Source organism: Chitinasiproducens palmae (genome assembly GCF_900095735.1).
In the GTDB taxonomy this organism is placed as follows: Bacteria; Pseudomonadota; Gammaproteobacteria; order Burkholderiales; family Burkholderiaceae; genus Chitinasiproducens; species Chitinasiproducens palmae.
Map to the genome: position 1 here is coordinate 13,626 of NZ_FNLO01000002.1, position 20,419 is coordinate 34,044.

A 20,419-nucleotide genomic window follows, 5' to 3' on the forward strand; every position below is an offset into this window, starting at 1 on the left:
AAGCGGAAAGCGGAAAGCGGAAAGCGGAAAGCGGAAAGCGTCGCAGGATGACCGCCACGGTATGCTCGGCGGCGACAGACCACCTGACGCTGCCGGCCAGCCAGTGGCCTTCGCCAAGCCGCAGCCATGACGATGCCGTGCGTCCGCGCCGCGGCGCTCACACCAGTCGCGGCCACGCGCGCCGAGCTTGCGATGACCGGTGCTCGCGCCGCGCCGCCCGGCGCCGCCAGATCAACAGGTCAGCGCGTCATTGCGTCAGAAGGCCGGCTTGACCGCCGTGCGCTTGCTCACGAATGCGATACGGGCTTGCTGCCAGGCCTGGTCGGTCAGCTTCATGTGCACCTGGCTCAACTCCAGCGCCGCCTGTGCGTTCGCGCATCCGATGCCGGGGTTCGCGCTGGGCTGCGCGCACCACTGCATCGGCAGCGTGTTCGGCGCGTTGGACGGCTTGCCGTACTTGGCGACCGCCGCCTTCGCCATCGCATCGGCGTTGTCCTTCGACCACGGTACCTCGTAATCGATGAGCCATGCGACCAATGGCCGTGTCGGATCGGGTGGCACGCGGCCCTCGAAATGCACGGTCAGCTTGGCGCCGTCTTTCTCGTACGCGAAGTATGTCGGCAATTTGGTCCCGGTCACGATGTTCTGCCCGGGGAACGGGTCCGGCTTGATCTGTCCGGTCGGCACGTTGAAATGCTTTGCCGCCGCCTGCAATGCTTCGTTGTAGTCCATCCCGGTTTTGACCCCGGCGACATCGAGGGCACGCGCGTCGACCGAGCGCGGCGGCTCGGCGCGCGCCGGCGAGGCGACGACGCAAGCGGCAAGCATCGCGAGGCAGGCAGTTCTTGACTTCAAATCGATTTCTCCAGTGCACGGGTTTCCGTCAGCACGTCCGCTTCGGTTGCGGTGCCGCATCGCATGACGCGCGTGGCGCGGCAAGCCGGCGCGACCATGACGCCGCGGCGGCGGGCTGCAGACCGGAGAATGATTGTAAGGCATGGCAAGCGCGCCCCGCTCGGACCAGACGGCAGCACGCTCCCGCAGTGCCCCGGCCGCCATTTCGAGCGCACGTCCCTGCGCGTCGGTGCATCCTGCCGCGCATGCCGCGTGTTTCAGGGCGCGGCGCGTTCGTTCAGCCGGGCCAACAGGTCGGCAGTGTCGGTCACCTCGGCAAATTCATACGCCATCGTGGTCAGCGACACGGCCTGCACCTGCGCCGCGGTGAGTGCGCCGAAACCCATGTCAGGGTAGGGCATCGCCGCCACTGCGTCGGCGGCGACCACCACCTTGTACTCGCGGTGGGCGCCGTCGCGCACGGTGGTCTCGCAGCACACGTTGGTCACCGTACCGCAGACGATGATCGTATCGACATCGCGCCGCCGCAGGATGGTGTCGAGGTCGGTATTGTGAAAGCCGCTGTAGAAGAGCTTGTCGACGACGATGTCGCCGGTTTCGGTCGGCAGCGCGTCGATCACTTCGACCGCGGGCAGGCCCCGCGCCAGGGCGGTATTGATATCCGGATACAGGTCGAGCAGTCGACCGGTGTCCGAGCCGTCGCCTCGCACGATGTGGCGCAGGAACACCACGGGTACGCCGGCAGCGCGCGACGTCTCCGCCAGGGCCCGGATGCGGTCGACGATGTCCGCGGTATCGGGAACGTAGAGGGGCATGCCCGGTTCGCAGAACGCGCGCTGCATGTCGACGACAATCAGCGCGGTACGTCTGGGGTCGAGCGTCCATCGGATCTTGGCCTTGCTGGACATCGCAGCCTCGTTGGAATGGTGGGTGACTCGGGGCGAGGCCGACGCGCGGCGCGCCCCCCGCTTGTGCGGTCGATCGCGCTAGAAGTCGTGGTTGGCGGGCACCAGCGCCGGTGCGTTCTTGGAAATCATCGGCCGGATCCAGACGTTGACCAGCACGTTCATGACGATCAGCATGACGATGCCGACCACCATCGGCTGGGTCACGATGCCCTGCAGAATTTCAGGAAACAGCGCGACGGCTTTCTTCGGCAGGTACATCGTGCCAAGCGAGATGATGAACGCCGGCGCCGCCACGACGATGTTCAGATCGTCCCATTCGATCCGGGACAGCATGCCGATACCGCTCATCGCGATGATCCCGAACAGCAGGGTGCACGCGGCTGCCAGAACCGGCGCGGGCAGGCTGGCGATCAGCAGGCCGACCTTCGGAATCAAGCCAAGAGCCAAGGACAAGATCCCCGCGGTCAGCGTGACATAGCGGCTGCCCACGCGCGTGACGCGAATGATGCCGACGTTCTCCGGGTAACTGGTCGTTCCCAGTCCACCTGCCGCCGCGCCCAACGCGCAGCCGAGGAATTCTGTGAACAAGCCGCGGTTGACGACGTGCACCGGCAGCGGTTTGTTGCCCCACTGGCAGAGCAGCGTGTACATGCCCATTGCCTCCGCGCCGGCCTGCAGGAACGCCAGCAACATCATCAGCACGACGGGTGCCGAGACGCCGAACCCAAACGGGTACAGTCGCGGCGCCGCCAACCATCGCGTCTCGCCAAGCGCCGGCAGATGGTAGTCGCCAAGCACTGCGTACACCGCGGTGCCGACGATCACGCCCCACAAAAGCGCGCCGCGCTTCACCAGCGTTTGCCGCCCCAGGGTCATGCAGATCAACACCACCAGAAAGGTGACCAGCGTCGTGATGGCGCTCGCCGAGATATCGGCCGGGTTGCCCGAGTCGCCGAACCAGCCCATCGGTCCGATCTGCGCCAGTTGCGCACCGATGATGACGAGCAAGGTGCCGAACACGATCGGCGGCGAAATGTATCTGACCAGCAACCCGAGCAGGCCGAGCTTCTTGTACGGAATGGCCAGCGCGGCGAAGATCAGCGCGGCCACGGTCATCGAGCCGAACGCCGTGCCCAGGCCAACGGTATGGACCGAGCTGAGCACGGCGACGAAGAAGGCGGCCGTCGGCCCCTGTACGACCGGCAGGCGCACGACCCGACTCGACTGGAGGATCGTGACGACGCCCGTGGTGATGAAGCACGCTGCCACCAGTCCGCCTATCTCGGTATTGTTCATGCCGGCGGCATGACCGATGATCACCGGGAAGATCCAGATGCCGGTGAGAGCCAACAGGTGTTGGAACGCGAAGATCAAGGTCTGCCCGAGCGGCAGCTTGTCCTCGATGCCGACGATGAGCGGGGATTGCCTGGCTTCCATGGAGCGCTCCGATTCGATGATGTACGGGTAAACGGGGCGTGCGTCAGCTCGCGCCCGGCACTGCACTGCTGCTGCAACGTCATACCTAGCTTCGAACATCGATTGCTACGTAGCACTAAATCAGGATTTCAACGCGCGGCTGAGGGCGGCCAACCTGGTGCCAGCGTCCAGCCATTGCGTCGCGTCGAAGCGGGCGCGGGCGCCGATCAGGGTGCGTAGCGGGGCGACGTCGGCGCCGCTGTTGATTGCGACGGCGGCGACGAGCACCCCATCCTCGAGCCCGAACCAGACGCACCGCTCGTTCTCCGAGCCCGTTGCGGTACGTACCACCCAGGTCAGCGGCGGCTCGTCGGGCCCGCGCCAGCCCAGCATCTGAATGTTCCAACCCGCCTGGTCGGTCCAGAACCAGGGCAGCAGTGCATAGCGGACCGCCTGCCCGTCTGCACACATCGCGTTGCGCGCGGCGACACGGCTCTGCTGCTCGGCGTTCTGCCAGGACTCCAGCCGCACGGTTCGCGGTGGCGTGCCGTACGGGAAGCGGGCGCAGTCGCCGGCCGCGAAGATGTGCGGGCTCGAGGTACGACACCAGCCATCGACCACGATGCCGTCGGCGGTGGCAAGGCCGGCGCGGGCCGCGAGCGCATCGTTCGGAACCTGCCCGGTCGCAACCAGGCAGAAGTCGCCGTCGAGCACTTCGCCGCTGCCCAACGTCAAACGTACCGCCGGTGTCGATGCGGCGTTGGCGTCGTTAGCGCCGCCAGGCGTCCGGTTGGCCCTTTCGGCCAGATTGGCGATGGTCGCGCCGAATCGAAAGGCGATTCCGTTCGCTTGATGGCGACCGCGCAATTGTGCCGCCACGGTCGATGGCAACCTGCCGTTCAGCAACTGTTCGCCGCGCTCCACCACGGTAACGGCGACGCCACGTCCGCGCGCCGCGTCCGCGCACTCAAGACCCAGGAAGCCAGCGCCGATCACCAGCATCCGCTGCCCCGGTCGGAGCCGCTCGCGCAACCGGTACGCGTCGTCTAGCGAGCGGAGCGTGACGATCGATCCGTGCCGCGCCGTGTTCGGCCATGGCCGCGCACGTCCGCCGGTGGCCAGGATGCATCGGTCGAAATCGATCCGCATGCCGTCCCGCAGCGTTAGGCGCCTGGCGGTGGCGTCCAGCGAGGTGACCTCGCGGTCGAGCAGCAGGTCGACATCGAGCTGCGCGGCCTCCTTGCCGAATGCGTCGCGCGCGCGCAGGTGAATTGCGCCGGCATCGCCATGTCCGGCCAGCACCCCTTTCGAGAGGGGCGGGCGCTCGTATGGCAGATGCGGTTCATCGCCGATCATTGTCACCCGGCCGTCGAAGCCGTTCGCCCGCAGGGTCTCGGCGCAGCGCAGCCCCGCCTGGCCGGCGCCGACGATGGCGATGTGCCGCGGCGCGGCGCTCATGCGCGGATTGCGACGAGCACGTCGCCTTCGTCGATCCTCACCGCGTGCACGGTGAGCGCGCGATCGGTGGGACCGCATAGCACGGCGCCGGAACGGATATCGAATCGTGCCTGGTGCAACGGACATTCGACGCAGCCGTCTTCGACATAGCCGTCGCTGAGCAGCGCATACTGGTGCGGGCAGATATTGTCGGTCGCGTGGATTTCGCCATCGATCCGAAACAGCGCGATTTGCCGACCGTTCAGGTCGACGCCCAGCGGCTCGTCGTCGGCGATATCGCTTAACCGCGCCACGCGGTGAAAGTCTTCGGCCATGTCAACTCCTTGAGGAAGAGAGCGGCTTCATGCGAACGCCTTGACCGGTGTATGCCCGAGGTCGTTGTGCGCTGCCACCAGTCGCGCCATCGACTTCAGGAATGCACGGCGTTCCGCGGGGGGAAGCGGCGCGAGCATGGCGGCCTGCGCTGCTTTCATGTCGACGAAGCTCGCGGCCGTCACGTCCAGTCCCGCCTGCGTGATGCGCGTCAGCTTCTGACGGCCGTCGAGCAGGCTGCGATGCTGGGACACGAGTCCGCGTTCGGTGAGACGACGCGTTACGTCGGCCACGGTAGTGCGGTCGACGCCGACTTCGGCGCACAGCGCGGTGATGTCCATCGCTTCCCCGGCATGCGCCAGCACGGTCAACAAACCGTACTGCACCGGCGTCACGCCGTAGGCCTGACAGTGCTCGAAGAACAGCGCGTAGTGGATTTGATTCAGGCGTCGCAACAGAAAGCCGGGCCGCTCCCATAACAGGTGCTTCTCGCTCTGCCATGGTGCGTCGGTTGGCGCGCCGGTGCCCGGCTCGCCGCCGCCACGCCCGCCGGCACGCGCGGTGCCGCCGCGAGGGCGGCGCAGCGCCGCCGCCCGTGCGCCCGATGCGGCTGCAGGTGCCGCGCCGGCAGGCGGGCCGGCGGCGATCTGTCGTGGGGATGTCTTTCGTTTGGTGTGCATGGTTCGTTTTGGTAAGTCTGCGGACCGCCGGCCTGCACTGCCGGCGGTGCGGCGCCACGCCGTGACGACTGCGTTCAAATCGGTGTCGACAGCATGTTCTGTATCGCGAAGGTGTCGACGACCGCGCGCCTTGCATTGAAGGCCGCACGTCCATCCGCCACCGACACGTTGTCGTAATAGACCCCGGCACTGAAAAGGCGGCTGAAACCGCCCTGGTCGGTCTGGTAGACCGCATAGGCGCTGGTCACGTCGAAGCTGCCATCGCCGCGGTCGGTGATCTCGGGCAGACCGGTCACATGCTGGTCGCGGTGGATGTTGACCACATTGGCTTCGCGCAGCGAGAGCACCCGGTCGCGCATCATGTTCTTGTTGTCGCATTGGAACAGCGTCAGCGGCAACTTGCGCTCGTAGTTCTCACGCGACAGAACGTGATAGGTTGCGTGTTCCGCGAAGCAGTCCAGCCAATCGTCCAGGCGACCGGCGTCGACCGTGTTGCCCGCCTTCGCGAGCAGGGTGACGATTGCCTGCCAGGTATCGAACGCAATCATGCTGCCTCCTGATTCACGACGCGCGCCTGGTTGCGCGGCGTGCCCGCCTCGAACCCCATCAACTCGCAGTAGTACGACCAGAAGCCGCGGATCGGCACCTCGCTGATCAGGTTCTTCGCGTCCTTGATCTCGCCTGTTCCACCAATCTCCACGAGCGCGTGCTGCGCCTGTGCACGGGCGCTGGTTTCATGCACCAACTGGACCGCCTCGCCGTCCTCCATCGAGATGTAGCCGCCCGGCCCTGCGAGGTTGGCCTGCAACAGGCGGTGCCGCGTCATCTCCTCGCTGTCGTCCTCGTAGCCGAAGTAGGTCCAGTAAAGCTCGACCTCGTCGACACCCCGCGGCCGGATCTGACGCGTGCACAGCGAATTCGCGATCTGCTGGAAGACGACGCTCGGGAACACCGACAGGATCACCAGGCTGACCATGTCCGGATAATCGCGCTTGTATTCGAGCATCGATTTGTCGAGCAGCTGGTAACCCTCCTGGAACACCTTGGTCGTGCCGTCGTAGCCGGCGTTGTCGGCGGTGTCGTCGCTGCCGAGCTGGTTGTAGGTGATGTTGTGGCGATGCTTGCCGTCCATCTTTGCGCCGCCGACCTGACTGAGCCGATACAAGCCGAAGGTTGCGTGGAACATGTGGAGCAGTCCGCCGTGATTCGGATCGCGCACGTTGTCGTTGTAGAGCTTCCAGTTGCCGAAGATCCGCTGCCGTTGGTAGCCGAGCACCTTGACCTTGCGCGCGAACAGGCGATCGAGTTCGGCGATCACCGCCGGGCCGAGGTAATCCGCGAGCGGTTCCGCAGCAGGCGAGAAGCTCGCGAAGACGACGCCCTTGTAGACCTCGACGGTCAACATATCGAGCCGGATCGACGACTTGTCGAAGTCCTTCGGCAGGCCGCCTTCGCCTTTCATCCCTTTCGCGAACGGCACGCTTTGCAGACGCCCGTCGAGCGAGTACGCCCACTGGTGATAGATGCAGGTGTGCGACTTGGCGTTGCCGCACGCTTCGCGCCGCAGCGTGGCGCCCCGGTGCTTGCAGCGGTTCACGAACGCGTGCACGCGCCCCTCGGCATCGCGACTGACGATGACCGACGTTTCGCCGAGCAGCGTCGTGATGAAATCGCCGGGATTCGGCAGCTCGGCTTCGAGCGCAAGATAGTTCCAGGTCGGACCATGGAAGATCTTGTCCAGCTCGTCCAGGTAGACCGCCGGGTCGTGGTAGATGGAGAAGGGGACGCGCGAGAAGTCTTTCGCGGGCCAGGTGATTGGGGACACTGACATGACAGGTACGCCTCCGTGATAGCTGACAACGCTTGTTTATGACGTGTACTGTGTATCTGGCCGAAGCCGGGGTCTGCTGTCCTGGGCGTCGGCTACCGGTCTCCGCCGGTGCGCGCTGACGCGGCAGATATGCAGCGTACTGCATAAAAAAAGAAAAGAGCAGGATGCAAAAAAACGATGCGATGAAGCTGCTGCATTGATGCCGCGCACCGCACCGGGGCAGGCGTGCGGCGGCCTTCGCAACGACGACGGCAAGCGTCGCAACGCAATGCGCTGCCGGTGATACGGACGTCAGACGACCCTGTTGCGGAGCGCGCCGATCGGCGACATGGCAACCGTGACGATGTCGCCCGGCTTCAGGTATTTGGGTGGCTTGAAGCCGATGCCGACACCCGCCGGCGTGCCAGTTGCGATCACGTCTCCTGGCTCGAACGAGATCGAGCGCCCGATCGTGCGAATCAGCGTTGGGATGTCGAAGATCAGGTTCTTCAACGGCGAGCGCTGCCGCACTTCCCCGTTCACTTCACAAGTAATTTCGAGATCGTCGAGAACCGGCAGTTCGTCGCGAGTCAGCAGTGCGGGGCCCATCGGGCAAAAACCGTCGATACCCTTGCCGAGCAGCCACTGGCTGTGATGTTTCTGTAGCTCGCGCGAAGTCACGTCGTTGACCAGTGTGTAGCCGAACACGAACGACCATGGATCGTCGGCATCGGTGCACCGTCCAGCCTTGCCGATCACCACGGCGAATTCCGCCTCGTAATCCACCGTTCCAGTCGGGTCGAGCGACACGTCGATGTCGGCATACGGACCGGACACGGCAGTCGGCGGCTTGCTGAAGATGATCGGGGCTGCCGGTACCGCCCCCGCGGCGGCGCTGGAGTCGAAGCCGCTTTTCGCGAACTCGTGCGCATGTTCGTGGTAGTTCTTGCCGACGCAGAATACATTGCGCGGCGGGCGGTCCACCGGCGCGCGCAGCGTCACGTCGTTGACGTCGAAGGTCTCTTTTGCGGTCTCGATCGCCGCGGCAATGGGCTCGGCGAGCGACGCGTACGCGCCGATGATCGCCGCCAGCCCACGCTCGCCCACCGCGGGCGTGAGGTCGACGATGCGATCGTCGTCGCGCAACGCGCCGACGCGGCGTTGTCCATCCTTCTCGAAAGTAACGAATTTCATGCGTCTGTTCCTTGTACGCTTTGCAATGTGCTTTTCACTATTCCTTTCGCGCGTCCGTCACGCGGTTCCACCGCCTTGTGCGCAATATCCGTTGCTGCGCCACGGCAATTCGCGATGACGCGGACAGGTGTCGTCGCGTTCAGTCGCGGGCCCTTACCACTGCCTCGACCTCCAACAGGAAGTCCTCCTTGACCAGCCGGTCGACGACCAGCAAGGTATTGGGCGCGTACATGTCGGTTCTGAAAAGCGTAGGAAACAACGCGGCTCGCAGGCGCATGAACGACGGGATGTGCTGCGATGCGACGAGAAAGGTGGTGAACTTCACCACGTCGTTGAAATCGGTGCCGACGCCGGCGAGGACATCCTTCAGGTTCGAGAAGACCTGCTTGAACTGTGCGTCGAAGTCCCCGACGCCGACGACGCTGCCGTCCGCACCGACCGCCAATTGTCCGGACACGAAGATCAGCTCGCCGGCCTTGACGCGAGTCAGGTGCGAGTACAGCCCCTGCGCGGGACACGCCCCTTCGGGATTCACATATTCGAGATTAGCGCTCATCGATTGCCTTCCTGGTTGAACTGCGGTGATACGTTGATGCGGCCGATGCGGAACGGCTCGCGTTGTCACTGCGCCTTGCGTCGACCGTGTGCGAGGGCCGGCGCGGCGGTGCGCCCGCGGTCAGTCTCGCTCCTTGCGCCGCAGCCGGTCGAGCACGACCGCGACGATGATCACGATGCCGACCGTCAAAGTCTGGTAATACGCCGACACGCCGACCATGTTCATCACGTTGGAGAGCAACGTCAGCACCAGCACGCCGGTGAAGACCTGGCGCACGCCGCCCGCGCCGCCGGTCAATGCGACCCCGCCGAGCACAACCGCGGCAAGCGATTGCAGCGTCAGCGTGGGCGCGGCGATCGGCTGCGCGGAGCTGACCCATGCGGTCAGGACCACCGCGCCGATTGCCGCGCACAGGCCGCTGATGCCGTAGACGATCACCGTATTGAAGCGCACATCGACACCGGCTTTCGCGGCTGCCTTCTCGCTGGATCCCATCGCATACAGATAACGCCCGAATACGGTGTAGCGGAGCAGTACGAAGATCGCGGCGCTTAGCGCCACGGCGATCCAGACCGTCACCGGAATGCCGAGAACCGTGCCAAAGCCGATCGATTGCACATAGGCCGCCGGCACGTCGTATATCGGCACGCCACCCGACAGGATCAGCGCGATCGCCTGCGCAACCGACAGCATGCCCAGCGTGACGACCAGCGGCGTGGTGCGAAACCAGGCGATCACGAAGCCCGAAGCCAGTCCGATCAGCAGGCCGGTGACAAGCATCACACCGATACCCGCGCCGATGCCGAAATGATTCATGGTGATCACGCCGGCGACGCCGGCCAGCGACATCACCGATGCCATCGAGAGGTCCAGGCCGCCACGGATGATGGCTACCGCCTGGCCAAGCGCGAGGACCATCAGGGGCACGCCCTGTCTGGCAAGGTTGATCAGATTGTCGGCGCTGAAGAAGCGCGGCTGCACGATGCCGGCGACGATGGCGATGACGACGATCAGCGCTGGCAGCATCAACTCCGACAGCACGCCGTGCGCGCCGCCGGCGCGCGCCGCATCCGGGTCGGCTGCCGCATTGACGGAAGCGTGGGCGCGGCGCTGATCCCGCGCCAACTGCTGAGTCGCGAAAGGATGATTCTTCATGGTATGGGCGTCAACGAGGGCAGGTGGGCGGAATGAAGTGGGCGTTGGCCGAGCACGTCGGCTACGATCGCGGCATGATCGTGTGCGCCTGGCGCGTCGTAGCGGCCGACGATGCGTCCGTCGAACATCGTCATCACCGTGTCGCAGAGCGTGAGCGTCTCCGGCAAGTCGCTCGACAGCACGAGCACCGTCACGCCCCGCTCGGCGAGCGCCCGCACGCGCGCGTGGATCTGGCGCTTGGCGTCGATATCCACGCCGGCGCTCGGTTCCTCGAGCAGCAACAAGCGGCTGGCGCCGGCCATCGCACGCGCCAGCAATACCTTTTGCTGATTGCCGCCGCTCAAGCTGGTGATCGGGCTGTCGTCGCTGTCGAACTTTACGCCGCATTGACCCAGCAACGCACGGGCGAGCGCGCGTTCCCGTGATGGTGCGACGAAGCCCCAGCGTCCCACGCCTGGCCATTGCGTCAACAACAGGTTGTCGCGGATCGACCGGCTGGGCAGGACGCCATTGCGCGCGCGTCCGGCAGGCAGATAGGCGACGCCTTGTGCCAACGCGTGGGCCGGGCTGCGCGGCCGATAGGCGCGACCGGCCAGGCGGAAGCGAAGCGGCGAGCCGGCCGCGTGCAGACCCACCAGCCCCTGCACGATCTTCTCGGCGCCGCATCCCACTACGCCGTAGAAGCCGACGATCTGACCAGCGGCGAGCCGCAGCGTGTCGTCGTCGGCATCCGACGCGAGGCCTTCGATCTCCAGCATCGGCGCGTCGACCAGCGGGTCGCGATCCACCGGAGGCGGTGGCAGGTTTTCGCTCACGCACGTCGTGGCCGCTGCTACCGGTCGCACTTCGGCACGCGTTCCGGTGGATGTGCCAGTGAGTCTTGCGACGACCGTCTCGCCAGTGATCGCGTCGTGCATCGCGAAGCTGTCGACGACGCGTCCATCGCGCATGACGGTGACGTGATCTGCCGTTTCGACCACATCGTCCGTGTGGTGCGTGATCAGGATCGCGGCGATGCCGTCGGCTTTCAGCGCGCGCACGACCTCGAAGAACCGCTGTTTCTCGACCGCGCCGAGCATCGCGGTCGGTTCGTCGAAGACGATCACACGCGGGTCGAACATCAGCGACCGGCCTATCTCGACAAGTTGGTGAACCGCCATCGGCAGCTCGCTCAGCCGTCGTTCCGTATCGATATGGGCGAGCCCGAGTCGGTTCATCACTTCCCTGGCGCGCGCCGTCTCGGCCTGCCGTGGGAGGAATGCGAACGGCGCGCGACGCGCTTCGCTGCCGAGCCAGAGATTGGCGCGCACGGAGAGATGCGGCGCCAGCGCGAGCTCCTGGTGAACGATTGCAATGCCGGCCGCGCGCGCGTCGCGTGGCGAGGTCGGGCGAATCGGTCTGCCGTCGAGCAGCATTTCGCCCTCGTCGGCGTCATACAGGCCACCGATCAGTTTGCCGAGCGTGGACTTGCCGGCGCCGTTCTCGCCGAGCACGCAGTGCACGCGACCGGCCGCGAAGCGCAACGAGACGCCGGCCAGCGCACGGGTCGCACCGAAGCGCTTGCTCAGCCCGCGGACTTCGAGCAGCGCCGGCTCGTCCGCGCCGGGATGAATGAGGGAAGGGTTCATGCGTGCCTCACTGCCGCGCCGGCATGGTCCACGAGGCCGGCGGGATCTCGTACACGTTCAACGGATGGGACGCGACATTTTTCGCGGTCACCAGCGTCGGCGGCACGTCATAATGTGGATAGCCGAGGCCATTCGGCGAGGGCGGCTGCAGGTTCGGCAGCGGCTTGCCTTCCATCGCGCGGATCGCATACTGGACGATCATGCGACCCATGATGATGCCGGGTTCCGATACGACGGCCAGGATGCGTCCGTCCTTGATCATCGGGATCGCCTCGGGCACGATCGAACTGCTCACGACCTGTGCCTTGCGGTTCTGTTGCCGGATCGCCTGTGCGGCGCCCATGCCGAGCGAGATCACCGGCGTGTAGATGAAGTTGATCGAGCCGTCGCGCAGCAGCAGATCGGAGGCACGCGACATGCCCTCGCCAATGTCCAGTCCGCCGCCGAACGATGCGGGGATCGTCTTGATGGTCGGGCATTTCGCGGCTTCGTCCATGAAGCCGGTATAGCGGAGCCTGACCCATTCGGCACCGGCCGGTCCGGCTACCATCGCGACCGTTTTCTGGCCGGAACCGCTCTTGCACACGGCGTCGGCCAGCGCCGTGCCGATCGAGCGGTCGTCCTGCAGCACGCCGAAGTCCACGTTCTTGCTGTTGACCGGGATGCCGACCGACGCGACCTTCATGCCAGCGTCCTTCAGCGAGCGAATTACCGGATCGAAGCCGTTGTAGGCGGCGGGCGCCAGCACCGGGAGGTTGACGCCGAGTGTCTTGAAGGCGTTGAGCTGCGCGAACTGTTCCTGCACATTGCCGTAGGCGCCGGCGACCGATACCTGCACGACCTGGACGTTGCTGCGCTTGGCTTCGTCGGTAATGCCATAGACGATGCCCTTGTAGAAGTCGTCGTTCAGATGCACCACCGCAACGCCTATCTTGAACGGCTTCTGCGCGCTTGCTTTCGGTATGAGCCCAAGCAGGGGATCGGTGTCGGCGCGCGCACCGGTCGCGGCGAGAAGGCTGCTGACGAGCAGACCCGACACCGCACAGGCGCGGGCCAGCCTCGACATGGCGGGGGTTCCAGCTTTGGACAAACTCGCGAAGATCGCCACGATCTGTAGTCTCCAGGGTAGAGGCGGTGGGGTGCGTGAGTAGTGGGGTAACCGGTGCGGCGCGTGATGCGGTAAGTGGCGCGGTAAGTGGCGCGTCAACTGGTGCGGCAGGGCAGGCGCCGGCGGGCGCCTCGATGGCGCGTGGCATTGGTGCCGCCGGCGTCGCGATCTGCTGCGCGCGACGGGCGCCGCTCGCCGCGCGCGCGGGGTGCGGTTGTCATGGCACCAAGCGGCCCTTGCCAGCGGCTTCGTCGAACTCGTACAAGCCGGCCAGGAAGATCTTGGTGCGCTCATACCACATGCGTCGGCGCGGGGCCGGCGGCGTGCGGTCGACAGGCGTGCCGCCCTTGAAGATGTGATCGAAGCGCGCCGGCTTCTGCAGCAGCGTGATGTCCTCCAGCGGATTACCCGGCACGACAAGGACGTCCGCCAGGCGGCCTGCTTCGAGCTTGCCGACCTGGTCGCCGTAGCGGGGCAGCAGGCGCGTCGCGGCCAGCGTGCCGGCGTGGATCGCCTGTCTCGGCGTGAAGCCCAGCATGTTCACGAAAATTTCCATCTCACGCGCATGCCACTGTCCGTAAGGCACCGGTGACCAGCCACTTTCGCTGCCGCAGATCAGCGGCACCCCGGCTTCGTAAGCGCGCCTCAAGTTCACCGATGCTGCCTCCAGTTCACGAGCGAACGCCGATGCGCCGGAGACCCCCGCGCTGGATTGCTTGGCCTCCAGCAAGTTCACCAGCAAGGTCAGCGTCGGCGTGATCACGCAGCCGTTCTTCACGCAGGCGTCGATGCCCTCGTCGTCGATGTAGGAGGCGTGAAACAGATTGTCGAAACCTGCCTGGGCGGCGTAGAGCGCGGACTCGCGCGAGCGCGCATGGACGCTGCACAGCCGGCCGAGACGATGCGTTTCGTCGGCGATGATGCGGAATTCGTCGAGCGTGAATGCGGAGGAACCGAGGGCATCCGGCGTGATAAGGTTGTCGTTCGATCCAGAGACCTTGATCGCGTCGACCTCGTCCTTGATCTGCAGACGGATGTTCTCGATCAGATCGTCCTTGTTCTTCACCAGCACCGCACTCTGCCCGGGCGGAAACTGCATCTCGTTCGGAAACGAGTCCTCCAGGCCTTGATGGTTGGTCAACTGCTTTCCTGACACAGTGAACCGCGGGCCGGGAAACATGCCTGAGTCGATGGCGTCGCGAACGGCCTGCGCCACGTTGTAGGTGGTCGCCGCGTCGAAGGCGCTCGTCACGCCGGCCTGCAGCACCTTCTTCGCGTAATAGAGTGCCTTCGCGGTGCGGAACTCCACCGATGTGTACAGCGCATTCTCTTCCTCGGAGCGGGATTCACCGAACGAGATGTGGGTATGGCCGTCAATCAGTCCCGGCATGATGCTGCGTCCGGGCAGATCGATCGTCTCGAAACCGCTTCTCGCGTAGTGCTCGGGCAGTGATGCGCGCGGGCCGACCCAGCCGATGCGCTCGCCCTCGAGCACCACTGCGCCGTCCTCGACCGGATCGTCCAGCGTGCCGTCGATCACGCGGCCTTTCAAGATGTAGCCAGGTTTGGTTTGCATAGCAATCGTCAGGAAGGTCGGCGTCTCGCCGATTTTGAACAATTCTTCAAGAACTGTGCGAAGGACAACTATTCAATCTAGTGCAAGTCGGGAGAAGCATGTCTCGGCGCATGCCAGAAACATGTCGGTGCGCTCGAACGCGACTGAATGCGAGCATTCGCTCAGCAGGACCAGGTCCGCGCGCCGCAGCGACGCGGCGATTCCGATGGAGGACGACGGCGGAAACGCCACGTCGTCCCGGCCGTGCAGAAGCGTCACCGGGCAGGAGATCGCCGCGAGCGTGGCGTCGTCGAGCACGGTCTGCGCGATGTAGTGCGCCGGTTCCTGCTCGAACATCGCGTCGAAATAATTGGCATAGCCCGGTGCGAACAACACCGGCTCGCGGGCCGCGAGATAAGGCTCGTCGATCACGCTCGGATCGTGGATCAAACCCCTCAGCGTGGCGATCAGCGTCTGCCGGTCGGTCGGACAGGTCCAGCAGCGACGCGTCGCATCGGTCGCCTCGAACGGCCGCCCCATCGTGCCGGTGGTCAGCACGGCCGCGACGCGCTTTTCGAGCGCCGCGAGCCGCAGCGCGATGGCGCCCGAAATCGAATGGCCGATGATGCCCACGCGCGGCGCGTCGATGCGGGCGAGCATGGCCCTGGCTTGGCGGACCCATAGCGCGAGGTCGAAATAGGGCGGCGTCGGCCGCCGTGGGCTCCGTCCGAAGCCGATCAGGTCCATCGCGAAAACCTGGTGGCGCGCCGTGAGTGCTGGCAGCACCGTTCGCCAATTGCCGAGGCTCGATGCGCCCGGCCCGGAACCATGGATCAACAGCAGCGGGCTGCCGGTGCCACCCTGTAGATAGGCGACTTCCATGCCTTCGAATTCGAAAGTCTTCTCTTGCAAGCTGTGCGCTGCCATCGAGTCCCCCATTCGCTTTCGATCGATTGTATTTTCAAAAATGGATTTTGGGACGTGAAAAAAAATAAAAACGTCTCAGGGTATTCCAAGGTGCAGTGATGGATCAGTGCGGCGGCCCGCATGCTAGAATGCGTGGTCGACAAGCAAGTGGGGCGGGCCGCCAGATGGGACGAGCGAAAGTGGGACAGACCTTGAACGGCGAGCTCTTCGGCCGCTTGAAGGAGTCCATCCTGACCGGCGAGCTGCTGCCTGGCCAGCGCCTGAAGGTCTCGCAGATCGCCGAAAACAATGGCGTGAGTCTGAACGTCGTGCGCGAAGCGCTCAATCGATTGGCCGGCGAGCAACTCGTGGAGGTCGTGCCACAGATTGGTTTCGCGGTGCGCGGCCTGTCGAGCGACGATCTGCGCGATCTGGTGCGTCAGCGCATCATCTTCGAAGGCGTGGCCTTGCGGCAGGCGATCGGTCGGGGCGATCTGGACTGGCAAGCCGAATTGGTCGCCGCGCACCACAAACTCAGCCGTACGCCGATTACCGAGCCGCATGCGCCGGACCGCATGAATCCGCTTTGGCTGGCGCGGCACGAAGAGTTTAATCTCGCGATGATGAAGAGCTGCGGCAGTCCGCGCCTTTATCAGATCGTGCGTCAACTGGCCGAAGCGACTGCGATCTATCAGCGCGCATTGCTGCCCTGCATCGAGACCAAGGCGGAGCTGAACAGCGAGCATTCGGAATTGCTCGACGCGATCTTGCGCGGCGATCCCGACGCGTCGGTGAACATCCTGGCCCATCATCTCGAAGAGATGCGGGACTTGATGTTGCCTTTTCTTGAAACGCCGCCGGTGGTCACGGTTGAGGTGGACGATACAGCGCAGACCGTCGCGCCACGCCGCGGCCGGCCTCGCAAGGCGCCTGCCGAGAGCGCGCCATCCCGGCCGCTGGCGGCCGTCACTCGCACTGCCCGCAAGCCGGCGCGACAGGCCTGAAAGACATTGCGCCGGCCTGGTTTCAGGACGGGGCCGTCGGCCGACCCGTGCCGCCGCGACGCGCTAGAATGGATCGGAGCAGTCGATCCACGACGGCAGCAACCGGAGGCCCGCATGAAACAATCCGCCCACGTCTTGAAACTCGCCGCCACTGCGCTCGCTTTCGCGCTCGGCACGTCCGCCGCGGCTCAGGTGCTGGCGCAGGATACGACGGCGATGACGCATAAGGAACGCAAGGCGCAGAAGGCTCAGGAGAAGGCCGACAAGAAGAGCGATGTCGCTCAGGCCAAGGCGGACAAGGCGAAGACCAAGGCGCAGAACGAGGCCGATGAAAAGGACGCCGAGGCAAAGCTGGATTCGGCCAAGAAGGAATAACACGCGATCCTGCATCGGGACTGCGGCGCGCCCTCAGCCGCGGTCCCGATCGGTCAGGCCAAGCTTTTCTCGAAAGCCTCTTGAGCGGGGGCATCGACCGGGCGCAGGCCGCGCGCCTTGTAGTAATGCGCATAGCGGTTGCAGAACGCATACACGCGCGCCAGCTCGTCCACCGCTTGCTGATGGAGGTCGACGCGCAGGTCGGTGCGAGGCAGCGCGTCGGACGCCGACACGATCAGCGCGGCCGAACGTTCGCCGAGCGGGTGGACGCCGTTGCTTTGGCCGCCGGCGTCGCGCCCTGCGGCCAGGGCGGCGAGCAGGCGAGCTTCCAGGACTTGCCCTGCGCCATCCTCGAAGCTGACCGCCATCGCTTGCACGACGGGCTCGCCGGACAAGACATTGCCCATCGCGACGTAGCCGTCGCCGAGCCGATGCCCCGCCCAGCCGCGCGCGCCCGGACCGGTGTGACAGGACGCGCGGCCATCGCGCGACACGGTACCGATTTGGCGGTAGTCCGGATAATCGTCGTCTTCAAGCAGCGCTCGGGTGACCGATGCCGCCGAGAACCCCTGGCGCAGGAGCGACAGCGCAAGATCGTTGTTGACGTAGCGAACGAATGCCTGGCTCATCGTGACGCCAGCGCGGTCGTCGACGCCATGGCACCATTGGCCCACTGCCACCGAGTACGTCGCGATGCCGATGCCGAAGCGGCCGGTGTCCGGGCAGCGCGCGATGATGCTGTAAGTCATGTCGGTCAGTTTCCTGTTGAAAATGCGATGCCGCTCGTCCAGGCTCGATCGTGCGGCAAGGCGGAGGTGAAAGGGTTGGGCGGCCGGGGCGTGGTGCCGTCGGCGTTGGAGCCGACCGTGGCAGGTTCACGGCCGCTTCGCGGCCATCTCGCGGTTTACTCGAATGCGACGGCAGGGCGTGGACCGCCAGTCTCGGGTAGCCACAGCAGCGAAAGCGACGTCAGGCCGGTACACACGACGACATACCAGGCCGCCGGCATGATGTCGGAACTGATGCCGACAAAGTAGGTGGCGACAAATTGCGCGACCACGCCGGCGAGCGCCACGCCGACGCTGTAGATGATCGCCATGCCCGTGGCACGCGCCTCGCGCGGAAAGAGTTCGGTCATCGAGCCGATTGCCGTCGCGCCGCCGAATGCCGCGACCGCCGCCAGGATGCCCTCGACCACCAGCAGTGTCGCCAGCGTAGGGACGTGCGCCAGCCAGACGAAGAGGGGCACCACCAGTGCGATCACGCACAGGCGCGACAGCAGGATCACCGGTTTGCGGCCGAACCGGTCGGCGACGAGGCCGCCCAGCGGGCTGACGACGAAGCCGGTCAGGCCGGTCACCACGCCGGCCAGCACTGCGTCGGCCTGCGCCATGCCGAGCGACTTCACGGCGATAATGGGCAACGAAAACAGGATGATGAAGTTGGCCGACGTGCCGCCAAAGGTGAGCACGGTGCCAGTAAGCAACGCTTTCGCGTGTTCGGCCATCGCGCGTAGCACCGAGCCGGTCGCTTCGGCAGCGCCTTCGTGACTGCCGTGATGAAGCGTTTCCATCAAGCGAACGCGGATATAGATGCCGACCGGGGCGATGATCGTGCCGATCAGAAAGGGCAGGCGCCAGCCCCACGACTCCAGCGACGCGGGCGCAAGGCCGTAGGCCAGCGCCGCGCTGACCACGGCACCGAGCGCGATGCCGAGGCTTTGACTGGCGAACTGGAAGCTGCCAAAGTACGCGCGGCGTCGCTTGCCGGCGTACTCCACCAGCAGCGCCGTCGACGCCCCCACTTCGCCACCCGCCGAGATGCCTTGCATGATCCGGGAGAGCAGGATCATGCAAGGCGCGAGCACGCCGATCTGCGCATAGGTGGGGGCGAGGCCGATCATTGCCGAACTGATCGCCATCAGCGCCACGGTCAGTGTCATCGCGGCCTTGCGGCCGACGCGGTCCGCATAGATGCCGATCAACACACCGCCAAGCGGGCGGAAGAAGTAGCCCACCGCGAACATCCCCGTCGACATGACCAACTGAAACAAGGGGCTCAGGCTGGGGAAGAACAGCTTGCCGAGCAGAATCGCGAAGAAGTTGTACGCGGTGAAGTCGAAAAATTCGAGCGCGTTGCCAAGCGTGGTGACAACGATCACTTCCGCGCCGGAAAGCGGGCGACGGTTGCCGGCGCGCGCGTTGGCGGCGAGGTCTGGGGTTGGGGTCATGGTCGGTGTTGCGTGTCTTGAGGACCGATCGGCCGGGGAGCGAGACGGTTGTCGCTTGCGAGGCGCCAGTTTTCGCGGTCAAAAACGGCTTTACAATCTGGAAATCGCCATGGGCAGCTTGGCTTTTTCCGAAGGATGCGTTCGATGCGTGTCGATGTCGCCGATCTACGATTGTTCAGGGCGGTGGTCGAAGCCGGCAGCATGACGGCGGGCGCCGCACGCGTGCATCGCACGCTCGCCTCGGTAAGCGAACGCATCAAGCAGATGGAGGAAGACGTCGGCGTGCCGCTGCTCAGTCGCGGCCGCGGCGGCGTGACACCGACCGAGGCCGGTCGCGTGTTGCTGCACCACGCGTCGAAGGTATTACGCCAGGTCGACTTCATGAACGACGACCTTGCACAATATACCTACCGGACGCGCAGCAACGTGCGCCTGCATGCGACCACCTACGCCGTGCTCGAATTGCTGACACAGCCGATCAGCCGCTTCATCGTCGACTGTCCCGACGCCGACGTGACGGTCGAGGAACATCTGAGCGAGGACGTGATCCACGCCGTCGGCAACGGCAGCGCCGAGATCGGCATTGTCGGTCACTTCGTGGATGCTGGCGGCCTGGAAACCTTGCCGCTGTGCTCGGATCGGCTGGTCGCGATCTCGGCCGCGTCGGCGTCGCTCGCCGCCAGCGGTCGCGTCCGCTTCGAGTCCTTGCTTGCTCACGACTTCGTCGGACTAGGACGGGCGAGCCGCTTGCAGGAGGTGTTCGAAGCGCATGCTCGCGAAATCGGACGCCCGCTGCGCCATCGCGTGCAGGCCCGAAATCTCGATGCCATCTGCGGCCTCGTGGCGGCAGGGGCAGGCATTGCAATCGTCCCGCAGCGCATCGCTCGGCGCTTCGCCGCGATGGGTCTGAACCAGGCGATGCTCGACGACGAGTGGGGGCGGTACGACGCGACGCTTTGCATCAAACGGCGCGCCGCCTTGTCATCCTCGGCGGAAACGCTTGTCGCCCATCTGCTCGCATGCGCCGGCGACACGGCTGCCTGAACCGCCGGCGCGGACGCGACTGAACCAACGCGGCCGCATCCCGGTACTGGAAATCCAGGTCGCTCCGCGAAACGGCAGCACGAAAAGAGCAAAAACGGAACGAACGCGGAACGAACGCGGAACGAACGCGGAACGAACGCGGAACGAACGCGGAACGAAAACGGAACGAAAACGGAACGAAAACGCGCGACGCCCGACTGGCGGCATCTGCATTGCCGCCGGCTT

Annotated in this window: 20 protein-coding genes; 3 read left to right on the forward strand and 17 right to left on the reverse strand. The window is 65.3% G+C overall.

Features of this window, described 5'->3' with window-relative positions:
- Window positions 1-255 precede the first annotated feature (255 nt).
- The 15 genes from BLU54_RS03210 to BLU54_RS03280 all read right to left on the reverse strand — a co-directional run bounded on the left by BLU54_RS03210 (window position 256) and on the right by BLU54_RS03280 (window position 15,562).
- A complete protein-coding gene (locus BLU54_RS03210) occupies window positions 256-855 on the reverse strand; it encodes a hypothetical protein (RefSeq protein WP_235837766.1) in 600 nt (199 codons plus the stop codon).
- Between the two features lie 257 nt (window positions 856-1,112).
- On the reverse strand, window positions 1,113-1,763 hold the full coding sequence (locus tag BLU54_RS03215) for a cysteine hydrolase family protein (RefSeq protein ID WP_091904593.1): 651 nt from the start codon (window positions 1,761-1,763) through the stop codon (window positions 1,113-1,115).
- Window positions 1,764-1,841: 78 nt separating this feature from the next.
- On the reverse strand, window positions 1,842-3,200 hold the full coding sequence (locus BLU54_RS03220; RefSeq protein WP_091904594.1) for a uracil-xanthine permease family protein: 1,359 nt from the start codon (window positions 3,198-3,200) through the stop codon (window positions 1,842-1,844).
- A 120-nt stretch (window positions 3,201-3,320) separates the two neighbouring features.
- Window positions 3,321-4,637: an NAD(P)/FAD-dependent oxidoreductase gene (locus BLU54_RS03225; protein WP_170844998.1), complete on the reverse strand. Its 1,317-nt coding sequence runs from the start codon at window positions 4,635-4,637 to the stop codon at window positions 3,321-3,323.
- Window positions 4,634-4,951, reverse strand: coding sequence for a non-heme iron oxygenase ferredoxin subunit (locus BLU54_RS03230; protein WP_091904599.1), 318 nt, complete (start codon window positions 4,949-4,951; stop codon window positions 4,634-4,636). Before BLU54_RS03230 ends, BLU54_RS03225 begins: the two co-directional genes overlap by 4 nt.
- Before the next feature lie 27 nt (window positions 4,952-4,978).
- A complete protein-coding gene (locus BLU54_RS03235) occupies window positions 4,979-5,629 on the reverse strand; it encodes a MarR family winged helix-turn-helix transcriptional regulator (protein ID WP_091904602.1) in 651 nt (216 codons plus the stop codon).
- A 74-nt stretch (window positions 5,630-5,703) separates the two neighbouring features.
- On the reverse strand, window positions 5,704-6,177 hold the full coding sequence (locus BLU54_RS03240; RefSeq protein WP_091904605.1) for an aromatic-ring-hydroxylating dioxygenase subunit beta: 474 nt from the start codon (window positions 6,175-6,177) through the stop codon (window positions 5,704-5,706).
- Window positions 6,174-7,460 carry an aromatic ring-hydroxylating oxygenase subunit alpha gene (locus BLU54_RS03245; RefSeq protein WP_091904608.1) on the reverse strand — a complete coding sequence of 429 codons (1,287 nt, stop codon included), beginning with the start codon at window positions 7,458-7,460 and terminating at the stop codon, window positions 6,174-6,176. Before BLU54_RS03245 ends, BLU54_RS03240 begins: the two co-directional genes overlap by 4 nt.
- 291 nt (window positions 7,461-7,751) lie before the next feature.
- A complete protein-coding gene (locus tag BLU54_RS03250) occupies window positions 7,752-8,633 on the reverse strand; it encodes a fumarylacetoacetate hydrolase family protein (protein ID WP_091904611.1) in 882 nt (293 codons plus the stop codon).
- A gap of 139 nt (window positions 8,634-8,772) precedes the next feature.
- Window positions 8,773-9,189, reverse strand: coding sequence for a RidA family protein (locus BLU54_RS03255; protein ID WP_091904614.1), 417 nt, complete (start codon window positions 9,187-9,189; stop codon window positions 8,773-8,775).
- 120 nt (window positions 9,190-9,309) lie between these two features.
- Window positions 9,310-10,344: an ABC transporter permease gene (locus BLU54_RS03260; RefSeq protein ID WP_091904617.1), complete on the reverse strand. Its 1,035-nt coding sequence runs from the start codon at window positions 10,342-10,344 to the stop codon at window positions 9,310-9,312.
- Window positions 10,341-11,972: a sugar ABC transporter ATP-binding protein gene (locus tag BLU54_RS03265; protein ID WP_091904620.1), complete on the reverse strand. Its 1,632-nt coding sequence runs from the start codon at window positions 11,970-11,972 to the stop codon at window positions 10,341-10,343. The genes BLU54_RS03260 and BLU54_RS03265 overlap by 4 nt, the downstream gene beginning before the upstream one ends.
- Window positions 11,973-11,979: 7 nt before the next feature.
- Window positions 11,980-13,038 carry a substrate-binding domain-containing protein gene (locus tag BLU54_RS03270; RefSeq protein ID WP_091904623.1) on the reverse strand — a complete coding sequence of 353 codons (1,059 nt, stop codon included), beginning with the start codon at window positions 13,036-13,038 and terminating at the stop codon, window positions 11,980-11,982.
- Between the two features lie 259 nt (window positions 13,039-13,297).
- Window positions 13,298-14,656, reverse strand: coding sequence for a metal-dependent hydrolase family protein (locus BLU54_RS03275; protein WP_091905941.1), 1,359 nt, complete (start codon window positions 14,654-14,656; stop codon window positions 13,298-13,300).
- Between the two features lie 72 nt (window positions 14,657-14,728).
- A complete protein-coding gene (locus BLU54_RS03280; protein WP_091904626.1) occupies window positions 14,729-15,562 on the reverse strand; it encodes an alpha/beta fold hydrolase in 834 nt (277 codons plus the stop codon).
- A 179-nt stretch (window positions 15,563-15,741) separates the two neighbouring features.
- Here BLU54_RS03280 and BLU54_RS03285 point away from each other — a divergent pair, with 179 nt between their 5' ends.
- Together BLU54_RS03285 and BLU54_RS03290 are read left to right on the forward strand one after the other, a co-directional pair.
- Window positions 15,742-16,545, forward strand: coding sequence for a GntR family transcriptional regulator (locus BLU54_RS03285; RefSeq protein WP_235837767.1), 804 nt, complete (start codon window positions 15,742-15,744; stop codon window positions 16,543-16,545).
- A 114-nt stretch (window positions 16,546-16,659) separates the two neighbouring features.
- Window positions 16,660-16,920: a hypothetical protein gene (locus BLU54_RS03290; RefSeq protein WP_091904631.1), complete on the forward strand. Its 261-nt coding sequence runs from the start codon at window positions 16,660-16,662 to the stop codon at window positions 16,918-16,920.
- A 53-nt stretch (window positions 16,921-16,973) separates the two neighbouring features.
- On the opposite strand, the gene BLU54_RS03295 is transcribed toward BLU54_RS03290, so the two are convergent.
- Both BLU54_RS03295 and BLU54_RS03300 read right to left on the reverse strand, forming a co-directional pair.
- Window positions 16,974-17,669: a DUF1028 domain-containing protein gene (locus BLU54_RS03295; RefSeq protein WP_091904634.1), complete on the reverse strand. Its 696-nt coding sequence runs from the start codon at window positions 17,667-17,669 to the stop codon at window positions 16,974-16,976.
- Window positions 17,670-17,824: 155 nt separating this feature from the next.
- Entirely contained in the window at window positions 17,825-19,150 is a 1,326-nt protein-coding gene (locus tag BLU54_RS03300) for an MFS transporter (RefSeq protein ID WP_091904636.1), read from the reverse strand.
- 144 nt (window positions 19,151-19,294) lie between these two features.
- Between BLU54_RS03300 and BLU54_RS03305 the strand changes: the two genes are divergently transcribed.
- Window positions 19,295-20,194 carry a LysR family transcriptional regulator gene (locus BLU54_RS03305; RefSeq protein ID WP_170844999.1) on the forward strand — a complete coding sequence of 300 codons (900 nt, stop codon included), beginning with the start codon at window positions 19,295-19,297 and terminating at the stop codon, window positions 20,192-20,194.
- The last annotated feature ends 225 nt before the right edge of the window (window positions 20,195-20,419 follow it).

Bases quoted from the DNA above. Each gene is read 5' to 3' on its own strand.
- BLU54_RS03220 (WP_091904594.1), bottom strand. From the start codon at position 3,200: ATGGAAGCCAGGCAATCCCCGCTCATCGTCGGCATCGAGGACAAGCTG.
- BLU54_RS03235 (WP_091904602.1), bottom strand. From the start codon at position 5,629: ATGCACACCAAACGAAAGACATCCCCACGACAGATCGCCGCCGGCCCG.
- BLU54_RS03250 (WP_091904611.1), bottom strand. From the start codon at position 8,633: ATGAAATTCGTTACTTTCGAGAAGGATGGACAACGCCGCGTCGGCGCG.
- BLU54_RS03275 (WP_091905941.1), bottom strand. From the start codon at position 14,656: ATGCAAACCAAACCTGGCTACATCTTGAAAGGCCGCGTGATCGACGGC.
- BLU54_RS03300 (WP_091904636.1), bottom strand. From the start codon at position 19,150: ATGACCCCAACCCCAGACCTCGCCGCCAACGCGCGCGCCGGCAACCGT.
- BLU54_RS03295 (WP_091904634.1), bottom strand. From the start codon at position 17,669: ATGACTTACAGCATCATCGCGCGCTGCCCGGACACCGGCCGCTTCGGC.
- BLU54_RS03230 (WP_091904599.1), bottom strand. From the start codon at position 4,951: ATGGCCGAAGACTTTCACCGCGTGGCGCGGTTAAGCGATATCGCCGAC.
- BLU54_RS03260 (WP_091904617.1), bottom strand. From the start codon at position 10,344: ATGAAGAATCATCCTTTCGCGACTCAGCAGTTGGCGCGGGATCAGCGC.
- BLU54_RS03270 (WP_091904623.1), bottom strand. From the start codon at position 13,038: ATGTCGAGGCTGGCCCGCGCCTGTGCGGTGTCGGGTCTGCTCGTCAGC.
- BLU54_RS03265 (WP_091904620.1), bottom strand. From the start codon at position 11,972: ATGAACCCTTCCCTCATTCATCCCGGCGCGGACGAGCCGGCGCTGCTC.
- BLU54_RS03240 (WP_091904605.1), bottom strand. From the start codon at position 6,177: ATGATTGCGTTCGATACCTGGCAGGCAATCGTCACCCTGCTCGCGAAG.
- BLU54_RS03305 (WP_170844999.1), top strand. From the start codon at position 19,295: ATGCGTGTCGATGTCGCCGATCTACGATTGTTCAGGGCGGTGGTCGAA.
- BLU54_RS03215 (WP_091904593.1), bottom strand. From the start codon at position 1,763: ATGTCCAGCAAGGCCAAGATCCGATGGACGCTCGACCCCAGACGTACC.
- BLU54_RS03255 (WP_091904614.1), bottom strand. From the start codon at position 9,189: ATGAGCGCTAATCTCGAATATGTGAATCCCGAAGGGGCGTGTCCCGCG.
- BLU54_RS03245 (WP_091904608.1), bottom strand. From the start codon at position 7,460: ATGTCAGTGTCCCCAATCACCTGGCCCGCGAAAGACTTCTCGCGCGTC.
- BLU54_RS03225 (WP_170844998.1), bottom strand. From the start codon at position 4,637: ATGAGCGCCGCGCCGCGGCACATCGCCATCGTCGGCGCCGGCCAGGCG.
- BLU54_RS03290 (WP_091904631.1), top strand. From the start codon at position 16,660: ATGAAACAATCCGCCCACGTCTTGAAACTCGCCGCCACTGCGCTCGCT.
- BLU54_RS03280 (WP_091904626.1), bottom strand. From the start codon at position 15,562: ATGGCAGCGCACAGCTTGCAAGAGAAGACTTTCGAATTCGAAGGCATG.